This window comes from Polaromonas sp. OV174, assembly GCF_900112285.1.
Classification (GTDB): Bacteria; Pseudomonadota; Gammaproteobacteria; order Burkholderiales; family Burkholderiaceae_C; genus Polaromonas.
In genome coordinates, this window is record NZ_FOKZ01000001.1 from 94,191 (window position 1) to 114,286 (window position 20,096).

19 protein-coding genes are annotated in these 20,096 nt (G+C 60.9%); 15 read left to right on the forward strand and 4 right to left on the reverse strand.

The genetic code is table 11. The features are described from left to right. Nucleotides 1-58: 58 nt before the first annotated feature. From tldD to BM160_RS00450, 3 genes are all read left to right on the forward strand, one after another. A complete protein-coding gene (tldD, locus tag BM160_RS00440; RefSeq protein ID WP_255368489.1) occupies nt 59-1,585 on the forward strand; it encodes a metalloprotease TldD in 1,527 nt (508 codons plus the stop codon). A 230-nt stretch (nt 1,586-1,815) separates the two neighbouring features. Further along, the gene (locus BM160_RS00445; RefSeq protein WP_091998661.1) at nt 1,816-2,946 is read left to right on the forward strand and encodes a 3-deoxy-7-phosphoheptulonate synthase; all 1,131 of its coding nucleotides are present in this window, start codon (nt 1,816-1,818) and stop codon (nt 2,944-2,946) included. Between the two features lie 126 nt (nt 2,947-3,072). Continuing rightward, the gene (locus BM160_RS00450) at nt 3,073-3,384 is read left to right on the forward strand and encodes a hypothetical protein (protein WP_091998665.1); all 312 of its coding nucleotides are present in this window, start codon (nt 3,073-3,075) and stop codon (nt 3,382-3,384) included. A gap of 140 nt (nt 3,385-3,524) precedes the next feature. On the opposite strand, the gene mpl is transcribed toward BM160_RS00450, so the two are convergent. Continuing rightward, a complete protein-coding gene (mpl, locus tag BM160_RS00455; RefSeq protein ID WP_091999388.1) occupies nt 3,525-4,943 on the reverse strand; it encodes a UDP-N-acetylmuramate:L-alanyl-gamma-D-glutamyl-meso-diaminopimelate ligase in 1,419 nt (472 codons plus the stop codon). 235 nt (nt 4,944-5,178) lie between these two features. Between mpl and BM160_RS00460 the strand changes: the two genes are divergently transcribed. From BM160_RS00460 to BM160_RS00490, 7 genes are all read left to right on the forward strand, one after another. After that, nucleotides 5,179-5,775 carry a hypothetical protein gene (locus BM160_RS00460; RefSeq protein ID WP_091998668.1) on the forward strand — a complete coding sequence of 199 codons (597 nt, stop codon included), beginning with the start codon at nt 5,179-5,181 and terminating at the stop codon, nt 5,773-5,775. Nucleotides 5,776-5,778: 3 nt separating this feature from the next. Next, nucleotides 5,779-6,327: a TlpA disulfide reductase family protein gene (locus BM160_RS00465; protein WP_255368491.1), complete on the forward strand. Its 549-nt coding sequence runs from the start codon at nt 5,779-5,781 to the stop codon at nt 6,325-6,327. A gap of 320 nt (nt 6,328-6,647) precedes the next feature. Continuing rightward, nucleotides 6,648-7,097, forward strand: coding sequence for an acetyl-CoA carboxylase biotin carboxyl carrier protein (gene accB, locus BM160_RS00470; protein ID WP_091998674.1), 450 nt, complete (start codon nt 6,648-6,650; stop codon nt 7,095-7,097). Between the two features lie 50 nt (nt 7,098-7,147). Continuing rightward, on the forward strand, nt 7,148-8,497 hold the full coding sequence (gene accC / locus BM160_RS00475) for an acetyl-CoA carboxylase biotin carboxylase subunit (RefSeq protein WP_091998677.1): 1,350 nt from the start codon (nt 7,148-7,150) through the stop codon (nt 8,495-8,497). 24 nt (nt 8,498-8,521) lie between these two features. Then, on the forward strand, nt 8,522-9,412 hold the full coding sequence (gene prmA, locus BM160_RS00480; RefSeq protein WP_091999390.1) for a 50S ribosomal protein L11 methyltransferase: 891 nt from the start codon (nt 8,522-8,524) through the stop codon (nt 9,410-9,412). Nucleotides 9,413-9,490: 78 nt separating this feature from the next. Continuing rightward, nucleotides 9,491-10,567, forward strand: coding sequence for a DUF3426 domain-containing protein (locus tag BM160_RS00485; RefSeq protein ID WP_091998680.1), 1,077 nt, complete (start codon nt 9,491-9,493; stop codon nt 10,565-10,567). 16 nt (nt 10,568-10,583) lie between these two features. Further along, nucleotides 10,584-11,486, forward strand: coding sequence for a carbohydrate kinase family protein (locus BM160_RS00490; protein WP_091998683.1), 903 nt, complete (start codon nt 10,584-10,586; stop codon nt 11,484-11,486). 88 nt (nt 11,487-11,574) lie between these two features. Here BM160_RS00490 and BM160_RS00495 read toward each other — a convergent pair whose 3' ends face one another. Continuing rightward, nucleotides 11,575-12,732, reverse strand: coding sequence for a S1C family serine protease (locus tag BM160_RS00495; RefSeq protein ID WP_091998686.1), 1,158 nt, complete (start codon nt 12,730-12,732; stop codon nt 11,575-11,577). 178 nt (nt 12,733-12,910) lie between these two features. Here BM160_RS00495 and BM160_RS00500 point away from each other — a divergent pair, with 178 nt between their 5' ends. Then, entirely contained in the window at nt 12,911-13,672 is a 762-nt protein-coding gene (locus BM160_RS00500; RefSeq protein ID WP_091998689.1) for a Nif3-like dinuclear metal center hexameric protein, read from the forward strand. A gap of 12 nt (nt 13,673-13,684) precedes the next feature. Here the strand turns inward: BM160_RS00500 and BM160_RS00505 are convergent, their stop codons facing one another. Then, nucleotides 13,685-14,989: a diguanylate cyclase gene (locus tag BM160_RS00505; protein ID WP_143093151.1), complete on the reverse strand. Its 1,305-nt coding sequence runs from the start codon at nt 14,987-14,989 to the stop codon at nt 13,685-13,687. A 242-nt stretch (nt 14,990-15,231) separates the two neighbouring features. On the opposite strand from BM160_RS00505, the gene pdxA reads away from it, so the two are divergent. Further along, the gene (pdxA, locus tag BM160_RS00510; RefSeq protein ID WP_091998695.1) at nt 15,232-16,275 is read left to right on the forward strand and encodes a 4-hydroxythreonine-4-phosphate dehydrogenase PdxA; all 1,044 of its coding nucleotides are present in this window, start codon (nt 15,232-15,234) and stop codon (nt 16,273-16,275) included. Nucleotides 16,276-16,380: 105 nt separating this feature from the next. Here the strand turns inward: pdxA and mscL are convergent, their stop codons facing one another. Then, a complete protein-coding gene (mscL, locus tag BM160_RS00515; RefSeq protein WP_091998698.1) occupies nt 16,381-16,806 on the reverse strand; it encodes a large conductance mechanosensitive channel protein MscL in 426 nt (141 codons plus the stop codon). A gap of 261 nt (nt 16,807-17,067) precedes the next feature. On the opposite strand from mscL, the gene petA reads away from it, so the two are divergent. From petA to BM160_RS00530, 3 genes are all read left to right on the forward strand, one after another. Continuing rightward, a complete protein-coding gene (gene petA, locus BM160_RS00520) occupies nt 17,068-17,694 on the forward strand; it encodes a ubiquinol-cytochrome c reductase iron-sulfur subunit (protein WP_091998701.1) in 627 nt (208 codons plus the stop codon). A 115-nt stretch (nt 17,695-17,809) separates the two neighbouring features. Further along, nucleotides 17,810-19,243 carry a cytochrome b gene (locus BM160_RS00525; RefSeq protein WP_091998706.1) on the forward strand — a complete coding sequence of 478 codons (1,434 nt, stop codon included), beginning with the start codon at nt 17,810-17,812 and terminating at the stop codon, nt 19,241-19,243. A 17-nt stretch (nt 19,244-19,260) separates the two neighbouring features. Beyond that, nucleotides 19,261-20,016 (forward strand): cytochrome c1, encoded by a 756-nt coding sequence (locus BM160_RS00530; RefSeq protein WP_091998710.1) that lies wholly within the window; start codon nt 19,261-19,263, stop codon nt 20,014-20,016. Nucleotides 20,017-20,096: the final 80 nt, after the last annotated feature.

The window sequence follows — 20,096 nt, forward strand, 5'->3', positions numbered from 1 at the left end:
GGGTTTTCTTCATCGCCCCACAAGCCGGCGGCAGGGGCGGACTGCCTACAATCGGCGCATGACCTTACTCAACTCTGCTGCCGCGTCCGCTCGATTCACCAATGTGCAAGGGCGTCCACCGGCCCGCCCCACACGCGAGTCCACCTCCGAGCGCCTGGTCATCGCCCAAAAGCTGCTGCTGGAGCCCTTTGGCCTGAGCGATGCGGCGCTGAGCCGCGCACTGGGTGAAATCACCTCGTATGGCGTGGACGATGCCGATCTCTACTTTCAGTACACCCGCAGCGAAGGCTGGAGTCTGGAGGAGGGCATCGTCAAGACTGGCTCCTTCAGCATCGACCAGGGGGTGGGCGTGCGCGCCGTCAGCGGTGAGAAAACCGCGTTTGCCTATTCCGACGATATCTCCGAAGCTTCGCTGCTCGATGCCGCCCGCACCGTGCGCAGCATCTCGGGCGCCGGCAAGGCCGGCCGCGTCAAAACGCCGGCCCGCAAAATTGCCAGCAGCCGCTCGCTCTATCGCGATCTGGACCCGATTGCCACGCTGGGCAGCACGGCCAAGGTCAAGCTGCTGGAGAAAGTGGAGAAGCTGGCCAAGGCCAGGGATCCGCGCATTGTGCAGGTGATGGCCGGCCTGGCCAGCGAATATGACGTGGTGCTGGTGGCCCGCGCCGACGGCACGCTGGCCGCCGATGTGCGTCCTCTGGTGCGTTTGAGCGTGACGGTGATTGCCGAGCAAAAAGGCCGGCGCGAAGTGGGTTCGGGCGGCGGCGGCGGCCGTTTTGGCCTGGTTTATTTTGACGACGCGCAAATCGGCCACTATGTGGATGCCGCCGTGAATGCGGCGCTGACCAATCTGGATGCGCGCCCGGCGCCTGCCGGCCAGATGACCGTGGTGCTCGGCTCCGGCTGGCCCGGCATCTTGCTGCACGAAGCCATAGGTCACGGTCTGGAGGGCGATTTCAACCGCAAGGGTTCCAGCGCGTTTTCCGGCCGCATCGGCCAGCGCGTGGCAGCCAAGGGCGTGACGGTGCTCGATGACGGCACCATCGCCGACCGTCGCGGCTCGCTCAATGTCGATGACGAAGGCAACGCCAGCCAGCGCAATGTGCTGATTGAAGACGGCATCTTGAAGGGCTATATCCAGGACTCCATGAATGCGCGCCTGATGGGTGTCAAACCCACCGGCAATGGCCGGCGTGAAAGCTATGCCCATGTGCCCATGCCGCGCATGACCAACACCTACATGCTGGGCGGCGACAAGGCCCCCGAAGAAATTGTCGCCAGCATCAAGAAAGGCCTGTACGCCACCAATTTCGCCGGCGGCCAGGTCGACATCACCTCGGGCAAGTTCGTGTTCTCTGCCAGCGAAGCCTTCTGGGTGGAAAACGGCAAGATTCTTTATCCGGTCAAGGGCGCGACGATTGTTGGCAACGGCCCCGATGCGCTGACCCGTGTCACCATGATGGGCAATGACATGCGGCTGGACAGCGGCGTCGGCACCTGCGGCAAGGAAGGCCAGAGTGTGCCTGTGGGCGTGGGCCAGCCGACCTTGCGGATTGACGGGCTGACCGTGGGCGGCACCGCCTGAGGCGTGGATTTACAGCTGTGCTACAGTTAATCAAATGACATCTGCGAAATTTTATTTTGCTTACTTTTGGTTCTCAAGCGCCACCGGCGGTAGAGAGATCTTCGCGTAAGCAGAAAAATACGCACCAAGAATCTTGAAAACCGCCGGGCCCCCGGCGGTTTTTTTTTGCCCTTTCATTTTTGTTTGTACTGATTCCCGAAATTGTCTGAAATTTAACAAGGAAGCCTGCGATGAATGCCAAAGCCACCTCCACCAGCCCACCCCAGGACAGCTGGTATGCGAACGTCGAAAAAACCAGCCAGACCGACGACGAACGCATCAAGGACATCACCGTGCTACCCCCTCCCGAGCATCTCATTCGCTTCTTCCCGATTCGCGGCACCGCCGTCGAATCGCTGATTACCCAGACCCGCCAGAACATTCACAACATCATCGCCGGCACGGATGATCGCCTGCTGGTGGTGATTGGCCCTTGCTCCATCCATGACCCGATGGCCGCGCTGGACTACGCGCGCCGCCTGGCCGAGCAGCGCACCAAATATGCAGGTACGCTGGAAATCGTGATGCGCGTGTACTTCGAAAAACCGCGCACCACCGTCGGCTGGAAGGGGCTGATCAACGACCCTTACCTGGATGAAACCTACCGCATCGACGAGGGCCTGCGGATTGCCCGCCAGTTGCTGATAGATATCAACCGCCTGGGCCTGCCTGCCGGCAGCGAGTTCCTGGATGTGATTTCCCCTCAGTACATTGGCGACCTGATCGCCTGGGGCGCGATTGGTGCGCGCACCACCGAAAGCCAGGTTCACCGCGAACTGGCCTCGGGACTGTCGGCGCCCATTGGCTTCAAGAACGGCACCGATGGCAACATCCGCATCGCCACGGATGCCATCCAGTCGGCCAGCCGTGGCCATCACTTCCTGTCGGTGCACAAAAACGGCCAGGTGGCCATCGTCAACACCAGCGGCAATAAAGACTGCCACGTCATCCTGCGCGGCGGCAAAACGCCCAATTACGACGCCGCCAGCGTGGCTGCGGCCTGTAAGGAGCTGGCCGCTTCCAAGCTGCCGGCCACCTTGATGGTCGATTGCAGCCATGCCAACAGCTCCAAGCAGCACGAAAAGCAGATCGAGGTGGCACGCGACATCGCGGCCCAGGTGGCCGGTGGCTCGCGCCAAGTGTTTGGCTTGATGGTGGAAAGCCATCTGAGCGCCGGTGCCCAAAAATTCACCCCCGGCAAAGACGACTCCAAGGCACTGGAGTACGGCAAGAGCATTACCGACGCCTGTCTGGGCTGGGACGATTCGCTGGCCTTGCTGGAGTCATTGTCGGCCGCGGTGCAAGCTCGTCGGGCGAAGTAAATACAGCGTGGCGCCTGCCGGCTCTTTCCGGGGCTGGGCGGGTGCGCTGGTTTTTCCTGATTGGTTTTTGCGCCCTGAGTCGTCAAACATGGCGCAAAATTAATCATTTCTCTCCGAGGAGCCAGCATGCGCAGCGAAATCAGAGTGATGTTTCCCGGCCGTCAACCGGTGCAGGTCGATCTCAATGAAGTGCAGCCCATGCCACACGATGTGGCGCGCTGGTGGCTCAATGACCAGTTCACGCAAATGGGCTGTGAGCCGCTGCGGCCCACCGGCAAGCTGCTGACGGCCGACACGGTGGTGGTGGTGGCGCAAGCCGCCGGCCCGGACAAGTTCGAAGACAAAAAATGGGCGCTGGAGTTTGCACGCGCGGCCAGTTCAGCCTTGGGCAAACCCATGGTGCATATCGATGTAGCCACCTTGAGCATCAGTTATTGATGTTATTTTTGGCTTTTTAAGGCGCAAGCCCAATAAGTACGGTCGCAAGGCGCTACCAAATAAATAGCACAAACTCTGAGTCTGAGTTCTAGAACCCTGGCTGCGGAGGTGTTTACATGGGCGGAAGTTGCTGCGGGTCCTCAGGACTTCAGCGTGTCCAGTAGTTTGGCGTGAATGCCGCCAAAGCCGCCGTTGCTCATGCACAGCAAATGATCGCCCGGCCTAGCCGCTGCCTTGACCTGCGCCAGCAATTGATCCAGGTTGTCCGCCACTTGCGCCCGCTCGCCCATGGGCGCCAGTGCGGCCCTGGCGTCCCAGTCGAGACCGCCGGCATGGCAAAAAGCCAGATCAGCCTGCGCCAGGCTGGCCGGCAGCTGCGCCGTCATGCTGCCCAGTTTCATGGTGTTGCTGCGCGGCTCGAAGATGGCCAGTATGCGCGCCTGCGCGCCCTGAAGCTGGCGGCGCAGGCCGTCCACGGTGGTGTGTATGGCCGTCGGGTGATGTGCGAAGTCGTCGTAGACCGTGATGTCGCCGTCGCTGCGACGGACCACGCCACGCACCTCCATGCGGCGCTTGACGTTCTGGAAGCTGGCCAGTGCTTCGGCGGCCTGCGCCGGCGTCACGCCGACATGCTCGGCCGCAGCCATGGCGGCCAGCGCATTGAGCTGGTTGTGCACGCCGCTGATGCCCCAGCGCACTTGGGCCACGGCCTGGCCGGCCTTGAGGACCTGAAAGTCTTGCGGTTCGCCCTGGGCGCTAAAGCCATGGGTATTGCGTGCGGCATTGCCAAAGAGTATCTGTTCACTCCAGCAGCCCTGGGCCAGCACGCGCTGCAGGCTGTCTTCCGCGGCATTCACGACCACGCGGCCCTGTGAGGGGACGGTGCGCACCAAGTGGTGAAACTGCCGCTCTATGGCCGCCAGGTCGGGAAAAATGTCGGCGTGATCAAACTCCAGATTGTTCAAAATGGCTGTGCGGGGGCGGTAGTGCACAAACTTGCTGCGCTTGTCGAAAAAGGCGGTGTCGTATTCGTCGGCCTCGATCACAAAGGTGTTGCCCTGGCCCAGTCGGGCCGACACGCCAAAGTTGAGCGGCACACCGCCTATGAGAAAGCCCGGCTGCAGCCCGGCCTGCTCCAGAATCCAGGCCAGCATGGCGGTGGTGGTGGTCTTGCCATGGGTGCCGGCCACGGCCAGCACATGGCGCGGCCCGGTGGCGTGATGGGTGGGGTGGTGCAGCACATGGCCAGACAGCCATTGCGGGCCGCTGGTATAGGGCAGGCCGCTATTGAGTATGGCTTCCATCAGCGGGTATTTCGGGCTGCCATCGGCCAGGCGCGCGCGCGACACCACATTGCCGACCACAAACACATCGGGTGCAAAGCCCAGCTGGTCGGCGTCATAGCCCTCGATCAGCTCAATGCCCAGACCGCGCAGCTGGTCGCTCATGGGCGGATAAACGCCGGTGTCGCAACCCGTGACCTTGTGCCCCGCTTCGCGCGCCAGAGCCGCCAGACCGCCCATGAAAGTGCCGCAGATTCCCAGAATATGTATGTGCATGGCGGGCATTTTAGGCAGCTCTCCGGCCGGGCCTCTGGGCTGCTGGTTTCACGGCTCTTGTGTCTCTTAAGAAAAAAGAGGCTGTAGGCCAATGAATACATGCGGTGCAAGCTATTTATTCGATAGCAAATTCGGCTTCTGTGAACTTTAGGCGCCGACAGGCACCCAACCTGACGACAATGAGCGCTCCCCAACTTTCTCCTGCCCCGGCTCACCAGCCGGATCGACCCTGAACGTGCAAACCCTCAAATCCGAAATTGCCGCCACCGCCGCTGCGCTGGTCGTCGAAGAAGGGCTGGAATACGGCCCGGCCAAACGCCGCGCGCTCAAGCAGATGGCGCTGCCCGCGCGCACCGAGCTACCCGGCAACGATATGCTGGAAGATGCCGTGCGCGAGTACATCGCGCTGTTTTGTGCCGATACCCAGCCGGCCGAGTTGCTCGCCTTGCGCGAACTGGCCCTGGTCTGGATGCAGCGTCTGCCGCAATTCAGGCCCTATCTGGGCGGCGCGGTCTGGCATGGCACGGCCACGCGGCTGTCTGATATCTATATCCAGCTGTTTTGCGATGACCCCAAATCGGCTGAAATTGCCCTGATTGATCACAATGTCGACTACGAACCGCGCACGGTGACGGGGTTTACGGGTGAACAGGTGGAGGCGCTCAGCCTGCGCAGCTTGTGCCGGCCCCTGAATGAAACCGTCGGCGTGCATCTTATGGTCTACGACCACGATGACCTGCGTGGTGCCTTGCGCCCCGACGCCAAAGGCCGGTCGCCGCGCGGCGACCTGGCGGCGGTACAAAAATTGTTATCTACCTCTTTGGGAGTTTGAGAAGTGAATCGCAGACATGTGCTTTATGGCGGCGTTGCCGCTGCGGCGGGGCTGGCCGGTGCCGGCGCGGCCTGGTGGAAATTCCAGCCGCACGACCTGGCAACGGGCGCCGGTGGGGCGGCGGAGGCCAGTCGGCTGATTGAAGCATTTTGGGCACTGAATTTTGATACGCCAGACGGCAAAAGCTTGCCCATGAGCAGCTTTCGCGGCAAGTGGCTGCTGGTGAATTTTTGGGCCACCTGGTGCCCGCCTTGCGTGGAAGAGCTGCCCTTGCTGGATTATTTTTACCAGGAAAACAAGAGTAAGGATTTGCAGATTGTCGGCTTGGCGGTTGATCAGCCCAGCGCGGTGCGTACCTGGCTGGAGACCCGGCCGCTGAATTTTCCGGTCGGCATGGCTGGTTTGGGTGGCACGGATTTGAGCAAGTCCCTGGGCAACCAGTCCGGTGCCTTGCCCTTTTCCGTGGTCTTCGGAGCTTCCGGCCAGCTGCTTCACCGCAAGATTGGCCAGGTGCATCCTGAGGATCTCGTGCTTTGGTCCAAGCAAGGCTAGTGTTGGGTGGCTCGGGCTTGGCTTGCTTGATCTCTTCCTAAATTCCATGAATTAACGGAATTTTCTTGTAATTTCGGTTTTCTATTGGGTGTAGGCAGCTGCGCTGCACCCATCTGCTCATGCCGGCGTGTTCATTTTGGCCGGACTTGGCATGAGGTAAACTCTGCGCTTTCCGGGGCCGGCCCTAGGATGTGCCTGCGTAATTAATTGACTGATAAGCGCTTTAAGGCGTAAAAGCAGAGAGTAAGTGAAAAAAGAGGGGAGATGGTTGGTGCTGTCGAAAGTCTTGCACCATCACGTTTACCGTCGTTGGAGAATCTATGGATTTAAGAAAACTCAAAACCCTGATTGACCTCGTTTCAGAGTCCAATGTGTCCGAACTTGAAATTACCGAAGCCGAGGGCAAGGTACGTATTGTCAAGTCTAGCGGCGCGCCGGTGGTGATGCAGCAGCCGGCCGTGGCCATGGTAGCAGCACCGGTGGCCAGCGCTCCGGCAGCAGCTCCTGTCGCCGAGGCAGCGCCTGCCGCTCCCGCAGGTCATGCGGTCAAGTCGCCTATGGTCGGCACTTTTTACCGCTCCTCCAGCCCTGGCGCCAAGCCTTTTGCTGAAATTGGCAGCGTGGTTAAAGAAGGCGAAACCATCTGCATCATTGAGGCCATGAAGATTCTCAACGAGATTGAGGCCGACAAATCCGGCACCGTCACCCAGATTCTTTTGGAAAATGGCCAGGCCGTTGAATACGGGCAACCTCTCTTCATTATTGAGTAAGCGGGCCTGTCGCCCACTTGCCACACAGGCCAGACCAGGTATTTCGACGCATGTTCAAAAAAATATTGATAGCCAACCGCGGGGAGATCGCCCTGCGGATCCAGCGCGCTTGCCGGGAGCTCGGCATCAAGGCCGTGATGGTGTACTCCGAAGCCGACCGTGAGGCCAAATACATCAAGTTGGCTGACGAAGCCGTATGTATAGGGCCTGCGTCTTCGGCCCTGAGCTACCTCAACATGCCGGCCATCATTTCAGCGGCGGAGGTGACCGATGCCGAAGCCATTCACCCTGGTTACGGCTTTTTGAGCGAAAACGCTGACTTTGCCGAGCGGGTCGAACAAAGCGGCTTCAAGTTTATTGGCCCCACGCCAGAGTCCATCCGCATCATGGGTGACAAGGTGTCGGCCAAGCAGACCATGATCAAGGCCGGCGTGCCCTGCGTGCCCGGCTCCGAGGGCGCGCTGCCCGACGATCCGGCCGTCATCAAGCGCACCGCCAAGCAGATCGGCTACCCCGTCATCATCAAGGCGGCGGGCGGCGGTGGCGGGCGCGGCATGCGCGTGGTGCACACCGAAGCCGCCTTGCTCAATGCGGTGCAGACCACCAAGGCAGAAGCGGGCGCAGCCTTCGGCAATCCCGAGGTCTACATGGAGAAATTCCTGCAGAACCCGCGCCACATTGAAATCCAGATTCTGGCCGACCAGCACAAGAATGCCGTCTGGCTGGGCGAGCGCGACTGCTCCATGCAGCGCCGCCACCAAAAAGTCATTGAAGAAGGCCCGGCCCCCGGGATTCCGCGCAAGCAGATTGAACGCATCGGCGAGCGCTGCGTGGCAGCGGTCAAGAAAATCGGCTACCGCGGCGCCGGCACCTTCGAGTTTCTCTACGAAAATGGCGAGTTTTATTTCATCGAGATGAACACCCGCGTTCAGGTGGAGCACCCGGTCACGGAGTGGATCACCGGCGTTGACATCGTCAGAACCCAGATCATGGTGGCAGCCGGTGCACGGCTGCCTTTTGCCCAGCGCGACATCCAGATCAAGGGCCATTCGATTGAATGCCGCATCAACGCGGAAGACCCCTACAAGTTCACGCCTTCGCCAGGGCGCATCACGACCTGGCACACGCCGGGCGGCCCGGGCGTGCGGGTGGATTCGCATATTTATGCCAACTACTTTGTGCCGCCCAACTATGACTCGATGATTGGCAAGATCATTGTTCATGGCGATACGCGCGAACAAGCGCTGGCCCGCATGAGTACCGCACTGGCCGAAACCGTGGTGGAAGGCATTAACACCAATATTCCGCTGCATCGCGAGCTGATGGTGGATGCCAAGTTTATGGACGGCGGCACCAATATTCACTACCTGGAAGAGTGGTTGTCAAAGCGTGAACGCTAAGCCGGCCGAAAGACACTGATGAGCATGTTCGAGTTGATTTTGCTGGCGCCTGTTCACGAAGTGGAGACGCTTAGCGAGGCGCTGGATGCGCTGGATGCGCTCAGCGTATCGGTGGAAGATGCCGATGCGCAGACGCCTGCCGAGCAGGCCTTGTTCGGCGAGCCCGGCATGCCGCCGCCCAAGGCCGGCTGGGAGCGATCCCGCATGGTGTCGCTGTTTGCCACCGGAGCCCTGGCGCGGGATGCCGCACGGGTGCTGGAGGCGCAGGATTTCTTTGCCGGCTGCCAGCTGGTGGCGGTTCAGCCCGTCCCCGAGCAGGACTGGGTGCGTTTGACGCAATCGCAGTTCACACCGGTAGAAATCACGCCCGAATTCTGGATCGTGCCGACCTGGCATGAGCCGCCGGCGCAAGCCAAGCAGCTGATTCGCCTGGATCCAGGGCTGGCCTTTGGTACCGGCACCCATCCCACGACGCGCATGTGCTTGCGCTGGATTGCCGGTAACGGCGCGCCTGCCAAGTCACTGGGACGTGTGCTCGACTATGGCTGCGGCTCTGGCATTTTGGCCATAGGCGCGGCGAAGTTTGGCGCCAGCGCCATTGATGCGGTGGATATTGACGAGGCGGCGGTCGGCTCGACCCGCGCCAACGCCGAGGCCAATCACGTGAGCCTGCAGGCCGGCCTGCCAGACAAGGCCATAGGGCAGTACCAAACCGTGCTGGCCAATATTCTGGCAACGCCGCTCAAGGTGCTGGCGCCGCTGCTGTGCTCGCATGTTGAAAAGGGCGGCCATCTGGTGCTGGCAGGCATTCTGGAGCGACAGGCCGACGAACTCAAGGCGGCCTATCTGCCTTATTGCCAGCTCCAGGTGCATGACCAGGAAGAGGGCTGGATCTTGATGACGGCACGGCTTTGAGTGCGCCTTGAGCGCAGACTTGTTCGTGTTTCCCCTCTCCCGTCGCACCGGCAGCACACGCCTACAATTTGGCGCTAAATGAGCCTGATTACGCGCTGCCCCAGCTGCGGCACGATGTTCAAAGTCGTGGCCGATCAACTCAAGGTCGCGCAAGGCTGGGTGCGCTGCGGCCATTGCTCTGAAGTATTTGATGCCTCGGCGCAACTACAAGCGGACGAAGCCGCCAGATCGGGCGCTGTAGCCTCGGCGCCTGAGGCGCTGGCGGCTGTTCAGCAGAGCGCCCCATCACAGCTTGCGGCAGAGCCGGAGCCCCCAGAAGAAACCGCCAAGTCCTTGGCCGTTCGGGAGGCTGTGACGCCTGAGGCCTTGGCGCCGAATGAGGCTGGCGATTTTGACCCGGCCAGTTGGAAGCAGGCGCGGCAATTGCCCGACCCCGAATCCGAGCATGTCCCTGCTAGTGCTTCTGCGCTTGATGACACGCCCGGCCCACAGGAGTTGGCGCATACGCAGGCCGCCGCCGATGAGGCCGAGACGGATGTCGAGCCGGCGGAGCAGCAGGCCAGCATGGCGGCAGAGCCTGATGCGGAGCAGGACGTTTCCTTTGTCAGGGATGCGCAGCGCAAGGCCTTCTGGAAAAAACCGCTGATTCGTGGCTTGCTGGCTTGCCTGGCCCTGGCCTTGCTGGTCGCGCTGGCCTTGCAGTGGGTGGTGCAGCAAAGAGATCGCCTGGTTGCGCTGGAGCCGCGGCTCCTGCCCGCATTGCAGGCTTTGTGCGTGCCCCTGCGCTGTGACATACGGCCGCCACGCCATATCGAGTCGCTGGTGATTGACAGCTCCAGTTTCAACCATCTCGGCGCAGAGACCTATCGCCTCAGCTTCACCCTAAAAAATACCGGCCCGATTCCTCTGGAAATACCCTTGCTGGAGTTGAGCCTGACCGACACCCGGGACCAGACGCTGCTGCGCCGGGTGCTGTTGCCTGCGCAGTTCGGCGCCAGCGGTGCTACGCTGGCGGCGCATTCGGAGCTGGCCGGCGTGCTGAGTCTGAAAGTAGCGAGCGAGGCCGAACAGGCGGCTGCGCCCTTGTCGCCATCTTCCGCGCCAGCCCTGCCGCTACGGGTGGCCGGCTACCGTATCCTGGCTTTTTATCCTTGATTGAATTGAGAACTGAATGTCTGTTGTGATTTGTGGCTCGCTGGCCTTTGACACCATCATGAGTTTTGAGGGCCGTTTTTCGGAGCAGATACTGCCCGACCAACTGCACATCCTCAATGTGTCCTTTCTGGTGCCTGCGCTGCGCCGCGAATTTGGCGGCTGTGCCGGCAACATTGCCTACAGCCTCAAGCAACTCGGCGGCTCTGCTTTGCCCATGGCCACCGTGGGCAGTGATGGCGCCGAGTACCTGGAGCGCATGAAAGCACAGGGCATCAGCACCGAATTTGTCCGCCAGGTTGACGACACTTACACCGCCCAGGCCATGATCATGACCGACCGCGACAACAACCAGATCACGGCCTTTCACCCCGGCGCCATGATGCAGGCCCACGGCACCCGTATCGAGGCCCGCAGCGACATTACGCTGGGCATCATTTCGCCCGATGGGCGTGACGCCATGCTGCAGCATGCCGAACAGTTTAAGGCCGCCGACATTCCCTTTGTCTTTGACCCGGGTCAGGGCCTGCCGATGTTTGACGGCCAGGAGCTGGCCCACTTCGTCGAGCTGGCGACCTGGGTGACGGTCAATGACTATGAAGCTAAGATGCTTTGCGATCGCACCGGTTTGTCTTGCGAGCAGCTGTCCCGGCGCGTGCAGGGCCTGATCGTGACCCTGGGCGCCGAAGGCTGCGAGGTCTGGATAGACGGTGAGAAAACCCTGGTGGCACCGGTCAAGGCCGAGGCCGTGGTCGATCCGACGGGCTGCGGCGATGCCTTCCGCGGTGCGCTGCTGTTCGGGCTGGAGCAGGGCTGGTCGCTGGCCCGCTGTGCAGCGCTGGGAAACCAGGTGGGGGCCAAGAAAATCGCCACCCGTGGCGGCCAGAATTACACTCTGAATATTGCAGAAATGACGGCCTAGGCTAATAAGGACGGGCGCAAGGCGCTATTTAATCAATAGCGCCTGAGCCGTCCGCAAGCCGCGCCAGCGCGCTAGGGCTGGCGATATTTCAGCGCTGCATCTTGGGGCGTTGGCGCTTGCCGGGAACCACCGCAATCTCGGCCTTGCCATCGCCGCGCAGCACGCTCAGCGGCGCAGGCGTGCCGGGTTTGAGGGCTGCCACGGCGGTCAGCAACTGGCTCACGCTGCCGACCGGTTTGCCGTTGACCGCCGTGATGACGTCGCCGGGTCGGATGCCGGCCTGCGCGGCCGGGCCGTTTTGCAGCACGCCGGTGATGATGACGCCGCCCGTCTTCAGCGCTTCGGGCTTGATCCTGAAGGTTTCTGCCAACTCGGGGTTCAGGTCTTGCGGCTCCACGCCAATCCAGCCACGTGTTACCTGGCCGTCTTTCACGATGCCATCGAGCACCTGCTTGGCGGTGGACACGGGAATGGCAAAGCCAATGCCCATGGAGCCGCCCGAGCGTGAGTAGATCGCCGTGTTGATGCCCATCAGGTTGCCGTTCACATCGACCAGCGCGCCGCCCGAGTTGCCGGGGTTGATGGCGGCGTCGGTCTGGATGAAATTCTCGAAGGTATTGATGCCCAGCTGGTTGCGCCCGAGCGCGCTGACAATGCCGCCGGTCACGGTCTGGCCCACGCCAAAGGGGTTGCCAATGGCCAGCACTGGATCGCCGACCTGCAAGGCGTCGGAGTTGCCCAGCACGATGACGGGCAGCTTGTCCAGCTCGATCTTGAGTATGGCCAGGTCGGTGTCGGGGTCTGTGCCAATCACCTGAGCCCTGGCCTTGCGGGTGTCGTTGAGGATGACTTCAATTTCATCCGCGCCTTCGACCACGTGGTTGTTGGTCAGTATGTAGCCGCCAGGGCTGACGATGACGCCGCTACCCAGACCGGCCTGCGCTTCGCCCGGGCCCTGGTCGCCAAAGAAAAACTTGAACCAGGGATCGTCGGCCTGCGGGTTTCTGGCGGCCGCCTTGCTGGTGTTGATGCTGACCACTGCCGCCGATGCCACTTTGGCGGCCGAGGCAAAGCTGCCGGCTGCGGCGCCTGTGCGCGGGACGCTGTTGGCAGGCGCCTCTATCACCGACACGCCGCCCAGGGAGCGGCTTCTATCCAGCCATTGCGGCTTGAGCGTGGCCACCACGAAATAGGCCGCCAGAAAAACGGTCACGGTCTGGGAGAACAGGAGCCAGGTGCGCTTCATGGATGACATAGGTGTTGGTGGAGTGTGAGAGATAAGGGGGTAGGGCCGGGTTGTCCATGGGCAGCTTGCCGCCTGCGTATTGTGCCTTCATGCCGATGGGAAAGTGACGTGAGCGCGACGCTTGGCCCCGGTCTGACGCGGAGCAAACGCCATGGCCCAGGCCTGAGACAATCCAGGCATGAGCACCACCCGATCCGAATTACTGCAGGCCTTTGACGCGCTGCTGCAGCCCGCACGCTTCAAGGACTATGGCCCCAACGGCCTGCAGGTTGAGGGGAGAGCGCAGATTCAGCGCATCGTCTCCGGCGTCACCGCCAGCCGTGCGCTGATTGAAGCGGCGATTGATGCCAAGGCGGATGCCATTTTTGTTCACCACGGCCTGTTCTGGCGTGGTCAGGATGGCTGCGTCACCGGCTGGATGAAGCAGCGCCTGGCGCTGCTGCTGGCCCACGATATCAATCTTTATGCTTACCACCTGCCGCTCGATGCCCACCCGGAGCTTGGCAACAATGCCCAGCTGGGCCGGCAATTGGGCCTGAGCGCGACGGCGCGCTTCGGTGAGCAGGAACTGGGTTTTCTGGGCGGACGTGCCGATGGCGGCAGCTTTGCCAGCGCCGATGCGCTGGCCCGGCATCTGGAATATGCATTAAATCGACCGGTAGTGCAGGTAGGACAAACGCATGGAGCTATAAAAAAGATAGCGTGGTGCAGTGGCGGCGCACAGAGCTATTTTGAAGCGGCGATTGCTGCGGGTGCCGATGCCTTCATCACTGGCGAGATCTCCGAACCACAGGCGCATTACGCCCGCGAAATGGGCACCGTGTTTATCGCCTGCGGCCACCATGCGTCCGAGCGTTACGGCGCGCCGGCCGTAGCTAGCCAGGTGGCGACGCAGTTCGGCCTGGCCCACGAATTCATAGATATCGACAACCCGGCCTGAGCCGGCGGCGCTTTACAGGGCGTGAGCCGGTGACCGGCTGCTGTGCCGGGCCGGGCGCGGGGCCTGTGCGCGGCGTGGCGCGTCGGAACGCATGGCGTGCCAGCTGGCACCCAGTTCGGCGCGCTCCAGCGGCACGGCCTGGTGGCTCAGCTCATCGAGAAAGGCGGCGCGCAAACGCATGCTGCGTGCCGCCGTGGCCATCTCTTGCGCTTCGTGCAACAACTGGGTCACATCTTTGTTTGCACCCGACAGGTGGACCATGCCGACGCCTATGCAGGCCTTGAGCTGGATGCGCTCGCCGTTGAGCGCGGTTACCTCCAGCGGCTGCCGCAGGCTATAGGCAACGCGCAGGCCCAGGGTGCGTATCCAGCGTGGCGAGTGCAGGGTTTCTATCAAGGCGACAAAACAGCGGTCGTAATAACGTCCGGCCGGGTTGACGAGGCCGATGTGGCTTTGCATGCGCCGGGCCAGCTGGTGGTAAATCTCGTTCAGCCCGTACTGGCCGACCTGGGTCAGCAGCTCTTCCGGCTCAAACAGCCGCACCACCACCAAGGCGCCGTCGCGCCGAGTGCGCGCCAAGCGGCGTTGCGCATTGACGATTTTTTGCACGGCCAAGACGCTGCTGTCGAGTTGGGTGACCGGGTCGCGCCGGGAGCGCATGGGGTTGCGGATCTGCAGGTCCTGGTGATTGCGTAACCACAAGGTCACGGCGATCAGCGAAATACTCAGCAAGCCCGACAGGGCCACGATGGCCTGCAGTGTTGCCGACGGCGGTGTGATATTCCAGGCCAGCCAGTACAAACCACCTTGCAGGGGCAGCGTCAGCACGCTGCCGACGACCAAGCCCCAGGCCAGGCGGTCGCCCTGCCGGGCCGCTCGCACCACCAGCCACAAGGCCAGCAGCAGGGTGCCTACGGTCAGCGCGGCAGAGACGGCCAGCTGCAGGCCGGAAGGCAGAAATAGGCATAGCAGAGCCCCCGACAGGCACACGGCGATAGCGCCGCGAAAGCAAAGGTCCATCAGACGGTCGCGCCTGGCCGCTGACAGCCAGCGATTGAGCCCGTAAGCACCCATGGCTGCACACAGCGGCCCGATCAGCACCTGAGCAATGTGCAGCCACGGCGCACCGGCTTGCGCGAGCATCGTCTCGGGCAAGTCGCTGAGCAGGGCGCAGAACAGCCAGCTGGCGCTGATGTAGATCAGGCAAAGTATGCTGGCCTGGTCGCGGCTGTAGATGGCGTTGGCAACCGCCAGCAGCACCACCACGCCAATGGCGCCCATGGCGGCGCTCCAGATCATCAATTCAACTGCGTTCATGTCGTCCTCGTTGGTCGGTCAGTGTTGCCAGCACGCTTTGCGCCAAAATACCATCGACATCACGCATTAACAGCTTCCTTCTATTTGTTGGCCTGCCTATCTTGATTGAGGTGCGTGCGACGGGGCAGGTCGCGCCTCACGCCTCAAGACAGGCTGACATTCAAATCATTATGGGTCGTTCAGATGCAAGAGAAAATCATGAGAAACACCAAGAAGTGGCCAGCCCAGGCAGGGGGCCTGCCATGGCATTGACCCGGCCGCTGCTCATCACCATGGGGGATCCGGCTGGCATTGGCCCGGAAATCATTGCCAAGCTGTTTCGCGATTCGCCTGCCGAGTTGGCCGCTTGTGTGGTGGTCGGCGATGTTTCTACCTTGCGGCGGGCCGCGCAATTGACCAGCGGCGGCGCTGTCGATGTTCCGGTGGCCCTGTTGGAGTCGTTGGCTGATTGGCAGGCGGTGCCGCTGCGCTGCCTCCCGGTGCTGCAGCAATGCGCGCTGCCGGAAATAGTGCCCTATGGGCGAATCAGTGCTTTGGCCGGGCAGGCCGCGGCTGACTGCATCGTCTGGGCCGCGCGCGCCGTGCTTGCCGGCCAGGCCGCTGCCATGGTGACGGCGCCTATTCACAAGGAGGCGCTGGCCGCCGCCGGTGGCTGGGCCGCCAGGTTCCCAGGCCATACCGAAATGCTGCAGGCCGAGGCCGCAGCGTTTCTGGGCCAGCCCGTGAGTGAGGTGCCGGTGCGCATGATGCTGGCCAATGATGAACTCAAGACCGTGCTGGTCAGCATTCACCTGTCGCTGCGTCGCGCCATTGATGCCGTGACTTTTGACAATGTGCTGCAAACCCTGCGCATCACGCATAGTGCCGTGGGCGCCAGCCTGGGCCGGTCGCCGCGAATTGCCGTGGCGGGTCTGAACCCGCATGCCGGCGAGGGCGGGCTGTTCGGCGATGAAGAGTTGGTCGTCATTTCACCCGCTATCGCCGCCGCGCGGGCCGAGGGGCTCGATGTTCACGGTCCGTTTGCGCCTGACACGGTGTTCATGCGGGCTCGTCACGCCCCGGGCAAGGCCGGCGAGTTTGACGTGGTGGTCGCCATGTACCACGACCAGGGGCTGATCCCGGTCAAATACCTGGGGGTGGAGCAGGGTGTGAACGTCACCTTGGGGCTGCCGCTGGTGCGCACCAGTCCGGACCATGGCACCGCTTTTGACATCGCCGGCAGCGGACGCGCCGATGCGGCCAGCCTGCTGGCGGCGATTCGCATGGCGCGCCGCTTGTCCGTCTAAACAGGGTTGGCTTAAAAATTTAAGCCAAATCGAGCTCTAGCGTAGACTGGATGAATGCAGTCAGCTATCAAGTTGATAGCGGTGACTGCATCCTCGTGCCGGCCTTTATCGGTTTTTCAGGTTGTCGCGAATTTCGCGCAGCAACAGCACGTCCTCGGGAGTTGCGGCGGGCGCCGGCGCCGGCTGGGCTTTTTTCATGCGGTTGACCTGCTTGATCATCAGGAAAATGATGAAGGCCAGGATGGCAAAGTTGACCGCGACCGTGATGAAGCTGCCATAGGCAAACACAGGTACGCCGGCTTTTTTCAGCGCGTCCAGCGTGGTGGCGGTGCCGGGCGGCACGCTTCCCAAAACGAGAAACAGGTTGGAAAAGTCCAGCTTGCCGACCACCGCGCCAATCACCGGCATGATCAGGTCGCCAACCATGGAGTCGACGATCTTGCCGAAGGCCCCGCCAATGATCACGCCCACCGCCAGATCAATCACGCTGCCCTTGACTGCAAATTCCTTGAACTCTTGCATCATTCCCATATTGTTCTCCGGTTGTTTTCGGGTTGTGCCGCTGGCATTTTTCTGCCGACGGTAAATGATTATGCCGCCTGAGCACGAATTCGCAGACTTGGTTTTCGCTTGAAGGGCAAGGCGGATGGGCGCGTTTCGAGCGCCGTTCTGCGGCAGGCAATGAGGGCCCGAATCCGGCTCGGCGCATTGAAAAGCAATGTCACGCTCCGCTACAATTGTCGGTTGACCCTCACACTATGCCTATTTCAAGCCAGCTCTTGAAGGATTTTCATGACCCAAGCAAGCGTAAACGGTGTGCCGCACGGCGCGCCTGCCGATAAAGATAAAAGAAATTGGATCGTTGCCACCTGTGCCATGGGTGGTGCAGGCGTTGCTGCCGTGGCCGTGCCTTTTGTCAGCACTTTTCAGCCATCCGAAAAAGCCAAAGCCTCCGGTGCCGCTGTTGAGGTTGATATCTCAACCATGAAGCCTGGAGAGAAGCTGACGGTGGAGTGGCGTGGCAAGCCGGTGTGGATTCTCAAGCGCACCCCTGAACAGTTGGCAACCCTGCCCCAGGTTGATGGTTTGCTGGCTGACCCCAAGTCGGAGCGCAAGCTGCCCGAGTGGACGCCTGAGTACGCTCGCAATGAAACCCGTTCCATCAAGCCCGAAACGCTGGTGGTGGTGGGCATCTGTCCGCACCTGGGCTGCTCGCCTTCCGACAAGTTCCAGACTGGCGCCCAACCTTCCTTGCCCAATGACTGGGAGGGTGGTTTTCTTTGCCCTTGCCATGGCTCCACTTTCGATCTGGCCGGGCGTGTTTATAAAAACAAGCCTTCACCTGATAATCTGGAAGTGCCACCGCATATGTACCTGTCAGACACGAAACTGCTGATTGGTGAAGATAAAAAGGCCTGAAGGCGCTTCTTACCCCTGAGCCCCCTCAAAAGACCTTGCAGCCAGCGTTTGATGTGCCTCGACTTCGCACCGCATCAAACGCTCGCCACAGAACCCCACCGAACCAGGATCAGTTATGGCTGAATTCAAAGATATTTCCCCTGATGCCCCGCTCGCCGCCAAGGCGATGAATTGGGTTGACAACCGCTTCCCCGCCAGCAAGCTCTATAAAGAGCATATGAGCGAGTACTACGCGCCCAAAAACTTCAATTTTTGGTACATCTTTGGCTCGCTGGCCATGCTGGTGCTGGTGATCCAGATCGTCACCGGTATTTTCCTGACCATGAACTACAAGCCCGATGCCGCGCTGGCCTTTGGCTCGGTCGAGTACATCATGCGTGACGTGCCCTGGGGCTGGTTGATCCGCTACATGCACTCCACCGGTGCCTCGGCCTTTTTTGTGGTGGTCTATCTGCATATGTTCCGCGGCCTGCTCTATGGCAGCTACCGCAAGCCACGCGAGCTTGTCTGGATCTTCGGCTGCGCGATTTTCCTGTGCCTGATGGCCGAGGCCTTCATGGGCTACTTGCTGCCATGGGGTCAGATGAGTTACTGGGGCGCTCAGGTGATCGTCAACTTGTTTGCCGCGATTCCTTTTATTGGTCCTGACCTGGCGCTGCTGATTCGTGGCGACTATGTGGTGGGCGATGCTACGCTGAATCGCTTCTTTGCCTTTCACGTGATTGCCGTACCGCTGGTGTTGCTGGGCTTGGTTGTGGCGCACATCATTGCATTGCATGAAGTTGGCTCCAACAACCCCGATGGCGTTGAAATCAAGGGCCCGAATGCGCCGCGTGATGCCAACGGCCACCCACTGGACGGTATCCCATTCCACCCTTACTACTCGGTGCATGACATTTTTGGCGTCAGCGTGTTCTTGATGATCTTCTCGGCCATCATTTTCTTCGCACCCGAGTTTGGTGGTTACTTCCTCGAATACAACAACTTCATTCCGGCTGATCCCTTGAAGACGCCGCTGCACATCGCTCCAGTCTGGTACTTCACGCCTTTTTATTCCATGCTGCGTGCCATTACCAGCGAGATGATGTATGCGCTGGTCGCCTGTGTGTTGGGTGCTGCCGTGCTGGGTGTGCTGAAGGCGAAAATCGCTGGCCTGTTCAAGGCCATCATCGTCGGTGCTGCGGTGGTGGTTGTGGCTTCCATGTTGATGATCGACGCCAAGTTCTGGGGCGTGGTCGTGATGGGTGGTGCCGTCGTCATCCTGTTCTTCCTGCCCTGGCTGGACAAGAGCGAGGTCAAGTCCATCCGCTATCGTCCAAGCTGGCACAAATATGTCTATGCGGTGTTTGTGTTCATGTTCCTGATTTTGGGATACCTTGGCATCCAGGCGCCAGGCGTTTGGGGTGAGTTCTTGGGCCAGGATATTGCACAGCGCGTCTCCCAACTGTTTACCCTGGGCTACTTCGGCTTCTTCCTGCTGATGCCCTGGTGGAGCCGCATGGGCACCTCCAAGCCTGTTCCTGATCGTGTGATTTTTTCCGCCCACTGAGCTGGAGAACAACAACAATGAAAAAATTGATCCTCGCCCTGATTACCGCGGTCGGCCTGATGGCCGGCGCACAGGCCTCTGAAGGGGGTATTGCCTGGGATAAAGCGCCCAACAAGACCAATGACCTCGCTGCCTTGCAACACGGCGCCAAGCTGTTTGTCAATTACTGCCTGAACTGCCACTCGGCTGCCTTCATGCGCTTTAATCGCTTGAAAGACATTGGCCTGACCGATCAGCAGATCAAGGACAATCTGCTCTTTACGACTGAAAAAGTCGGTGAGACCATGAAGGCCGCGATTGATCCCAAGCAGGCGAAGGACTGGTTTGGCGGCACGCCGCCCGACCTGACCGTGATTGCCCGTTCGCGCTCTGGCGCTGGCGGCACCGGGGCTGATTACCTCTATACCTATCTGCGTACCTATTACCGCGACGACACCAAGGCGACAGGCTGGAATAACCTGGCCTTCCCCAATGTGGCCATGCCGCACGCCTTGTGGGAACTGCAGGGTGAGCGCAAGCCGGTGTACTTCGAAAAGGAAGAGCATGGCCACAAGGTGTCAGTCTTTAAGGGCTGGGAGCAAGTGACGCCAGGCGCCTTGACACCATTGCAATACGATCAAGCCGTGGGTGATCTCGTGGGTTACTTGCAATGGATGGGTGAGCCGGCTCAAAATACCCGTGTACGCATTGGCGTCTGGGTGTTGATGTTCCTGCTCGTGTTGACCTTCTTTACCTGGCGCCTGAATGCGGCGTTCTGGAAAGACGTCAAGTAATTTTTTTCGCCGGGGTTTGCTTCCCGGCACCTTCTGGAGTGGATGCTTGCACTGTGTCCACTCCTTTGTATTTAGGAGTT

Coding starts and splice junctions, on each gene's coding strand:
- BM160_RS00445 (WP_091998661.1), top strand. CDS start 1,816: ATGAATGCCAAAGCCACCTCCACCAGCCCACCCCAGGACAGCTGGTAT.
- BM160_RS00490 (WP_091998683.1), top strand. CDS start 10,584: ATGTCTGTTGTGATTTGTGGCTCGCTGGCCTTTGACACCATCATGAGT.
- pdxA (WP_091998695.1), top strand. CDS start 15,232: ATGGCATTGACCCGGCCGCTGCTCATCACCATGGGGGATCCGGCTGGC.
- prmA (WP_091999390.1), top strand. CDS start 8,522: ATGTTCGAGTTGATTTTGCTGGCGCCTGTTCACGAAGTGGAGACGCTT.
- BM160_RS00485 (WP_091998680.1), top strand. CDS start 9,491: ATGAGCCTGATTACGCGCTGCCCCAGCTGCGGCACGATGTTCAAAGTC.
- accB (WP_091998674.1), top strand. CDS start 6,648: ATGGATTTAAGAAAACTCAAAACCCTGATTGACCTCGTTTCAGAGTCC.
- BM160_RS00530 (WP_091998710.1), top strand. CDS start 19,261: ATGAAAAAATTGATCCTCGCCCTGATTACCGCGGTCGGCCTGATGGCC.
- accC (WP_091998677.1), top strand. CDS start 7,148: ATGTTCAAAAAAATATTGATAGCCAACCGCGGGGAGATCGCCCTGCGG.
- BM160_RS00505 (WP_143093151.1), bottom strand. CDS start 14,989: ATGAACGCAGTTGAATTGATGATCTGGAGCGCCGCCATGGGCGCCATT.
- mscL (WP_091998698.1), bottom strand. CDS start 16,806: ATGGGAATGATGCAAGAGTTCAAGGAATTTGCAGTCAAGGGCAGCGTG.
- BM160_RS00450 (WP_091998665.1), top strand. CDS start 3,073: ATGCGCAGCGAAATCAGAGTGATGTTTCCCGGCCGTCAACCGGTGCAG.
- tldD (WP_255368489.1), top strand. CDS start 59: ATGACCTTACTCAACTCTGCTGCCGCGTCCGCTCGATTCACCAATGTG.
- BM160_RS00525 (WP_091998706.1), top strand. CDS start 17,810: ATGGCTGAATTCAAAGATATTTCCCCTGATGCCCCGCTCGCCGCCAAG.
- BM160_RS00500 (WP_091998689.1), top strand. CDS start 12,911: ATGAGCACCACCCGATCCGAATTACTGCAGGCCTTTGACGCGCTGCTG.
- BM160_RS00495 (WP_091998686.1), bottom strand. CDS start 12,732: ATGAAGCGCACCTGGCTCCTGTTCTCCCAGACCGTGACCGTTTTTCTG.
- mpl (WP_091999388.1), bottom strand. CDS start 4,943: ATGCACATACATATTCTGGGAATCTGCGGCACTTTCATGGGCGGTCTG.
- petA (WP_091998701.1), top strand. CDS start 17,068: ATGACCCAAGCAAGCGTAAACGGTGTGCCGCACGGCGCGCCTGCCGAT.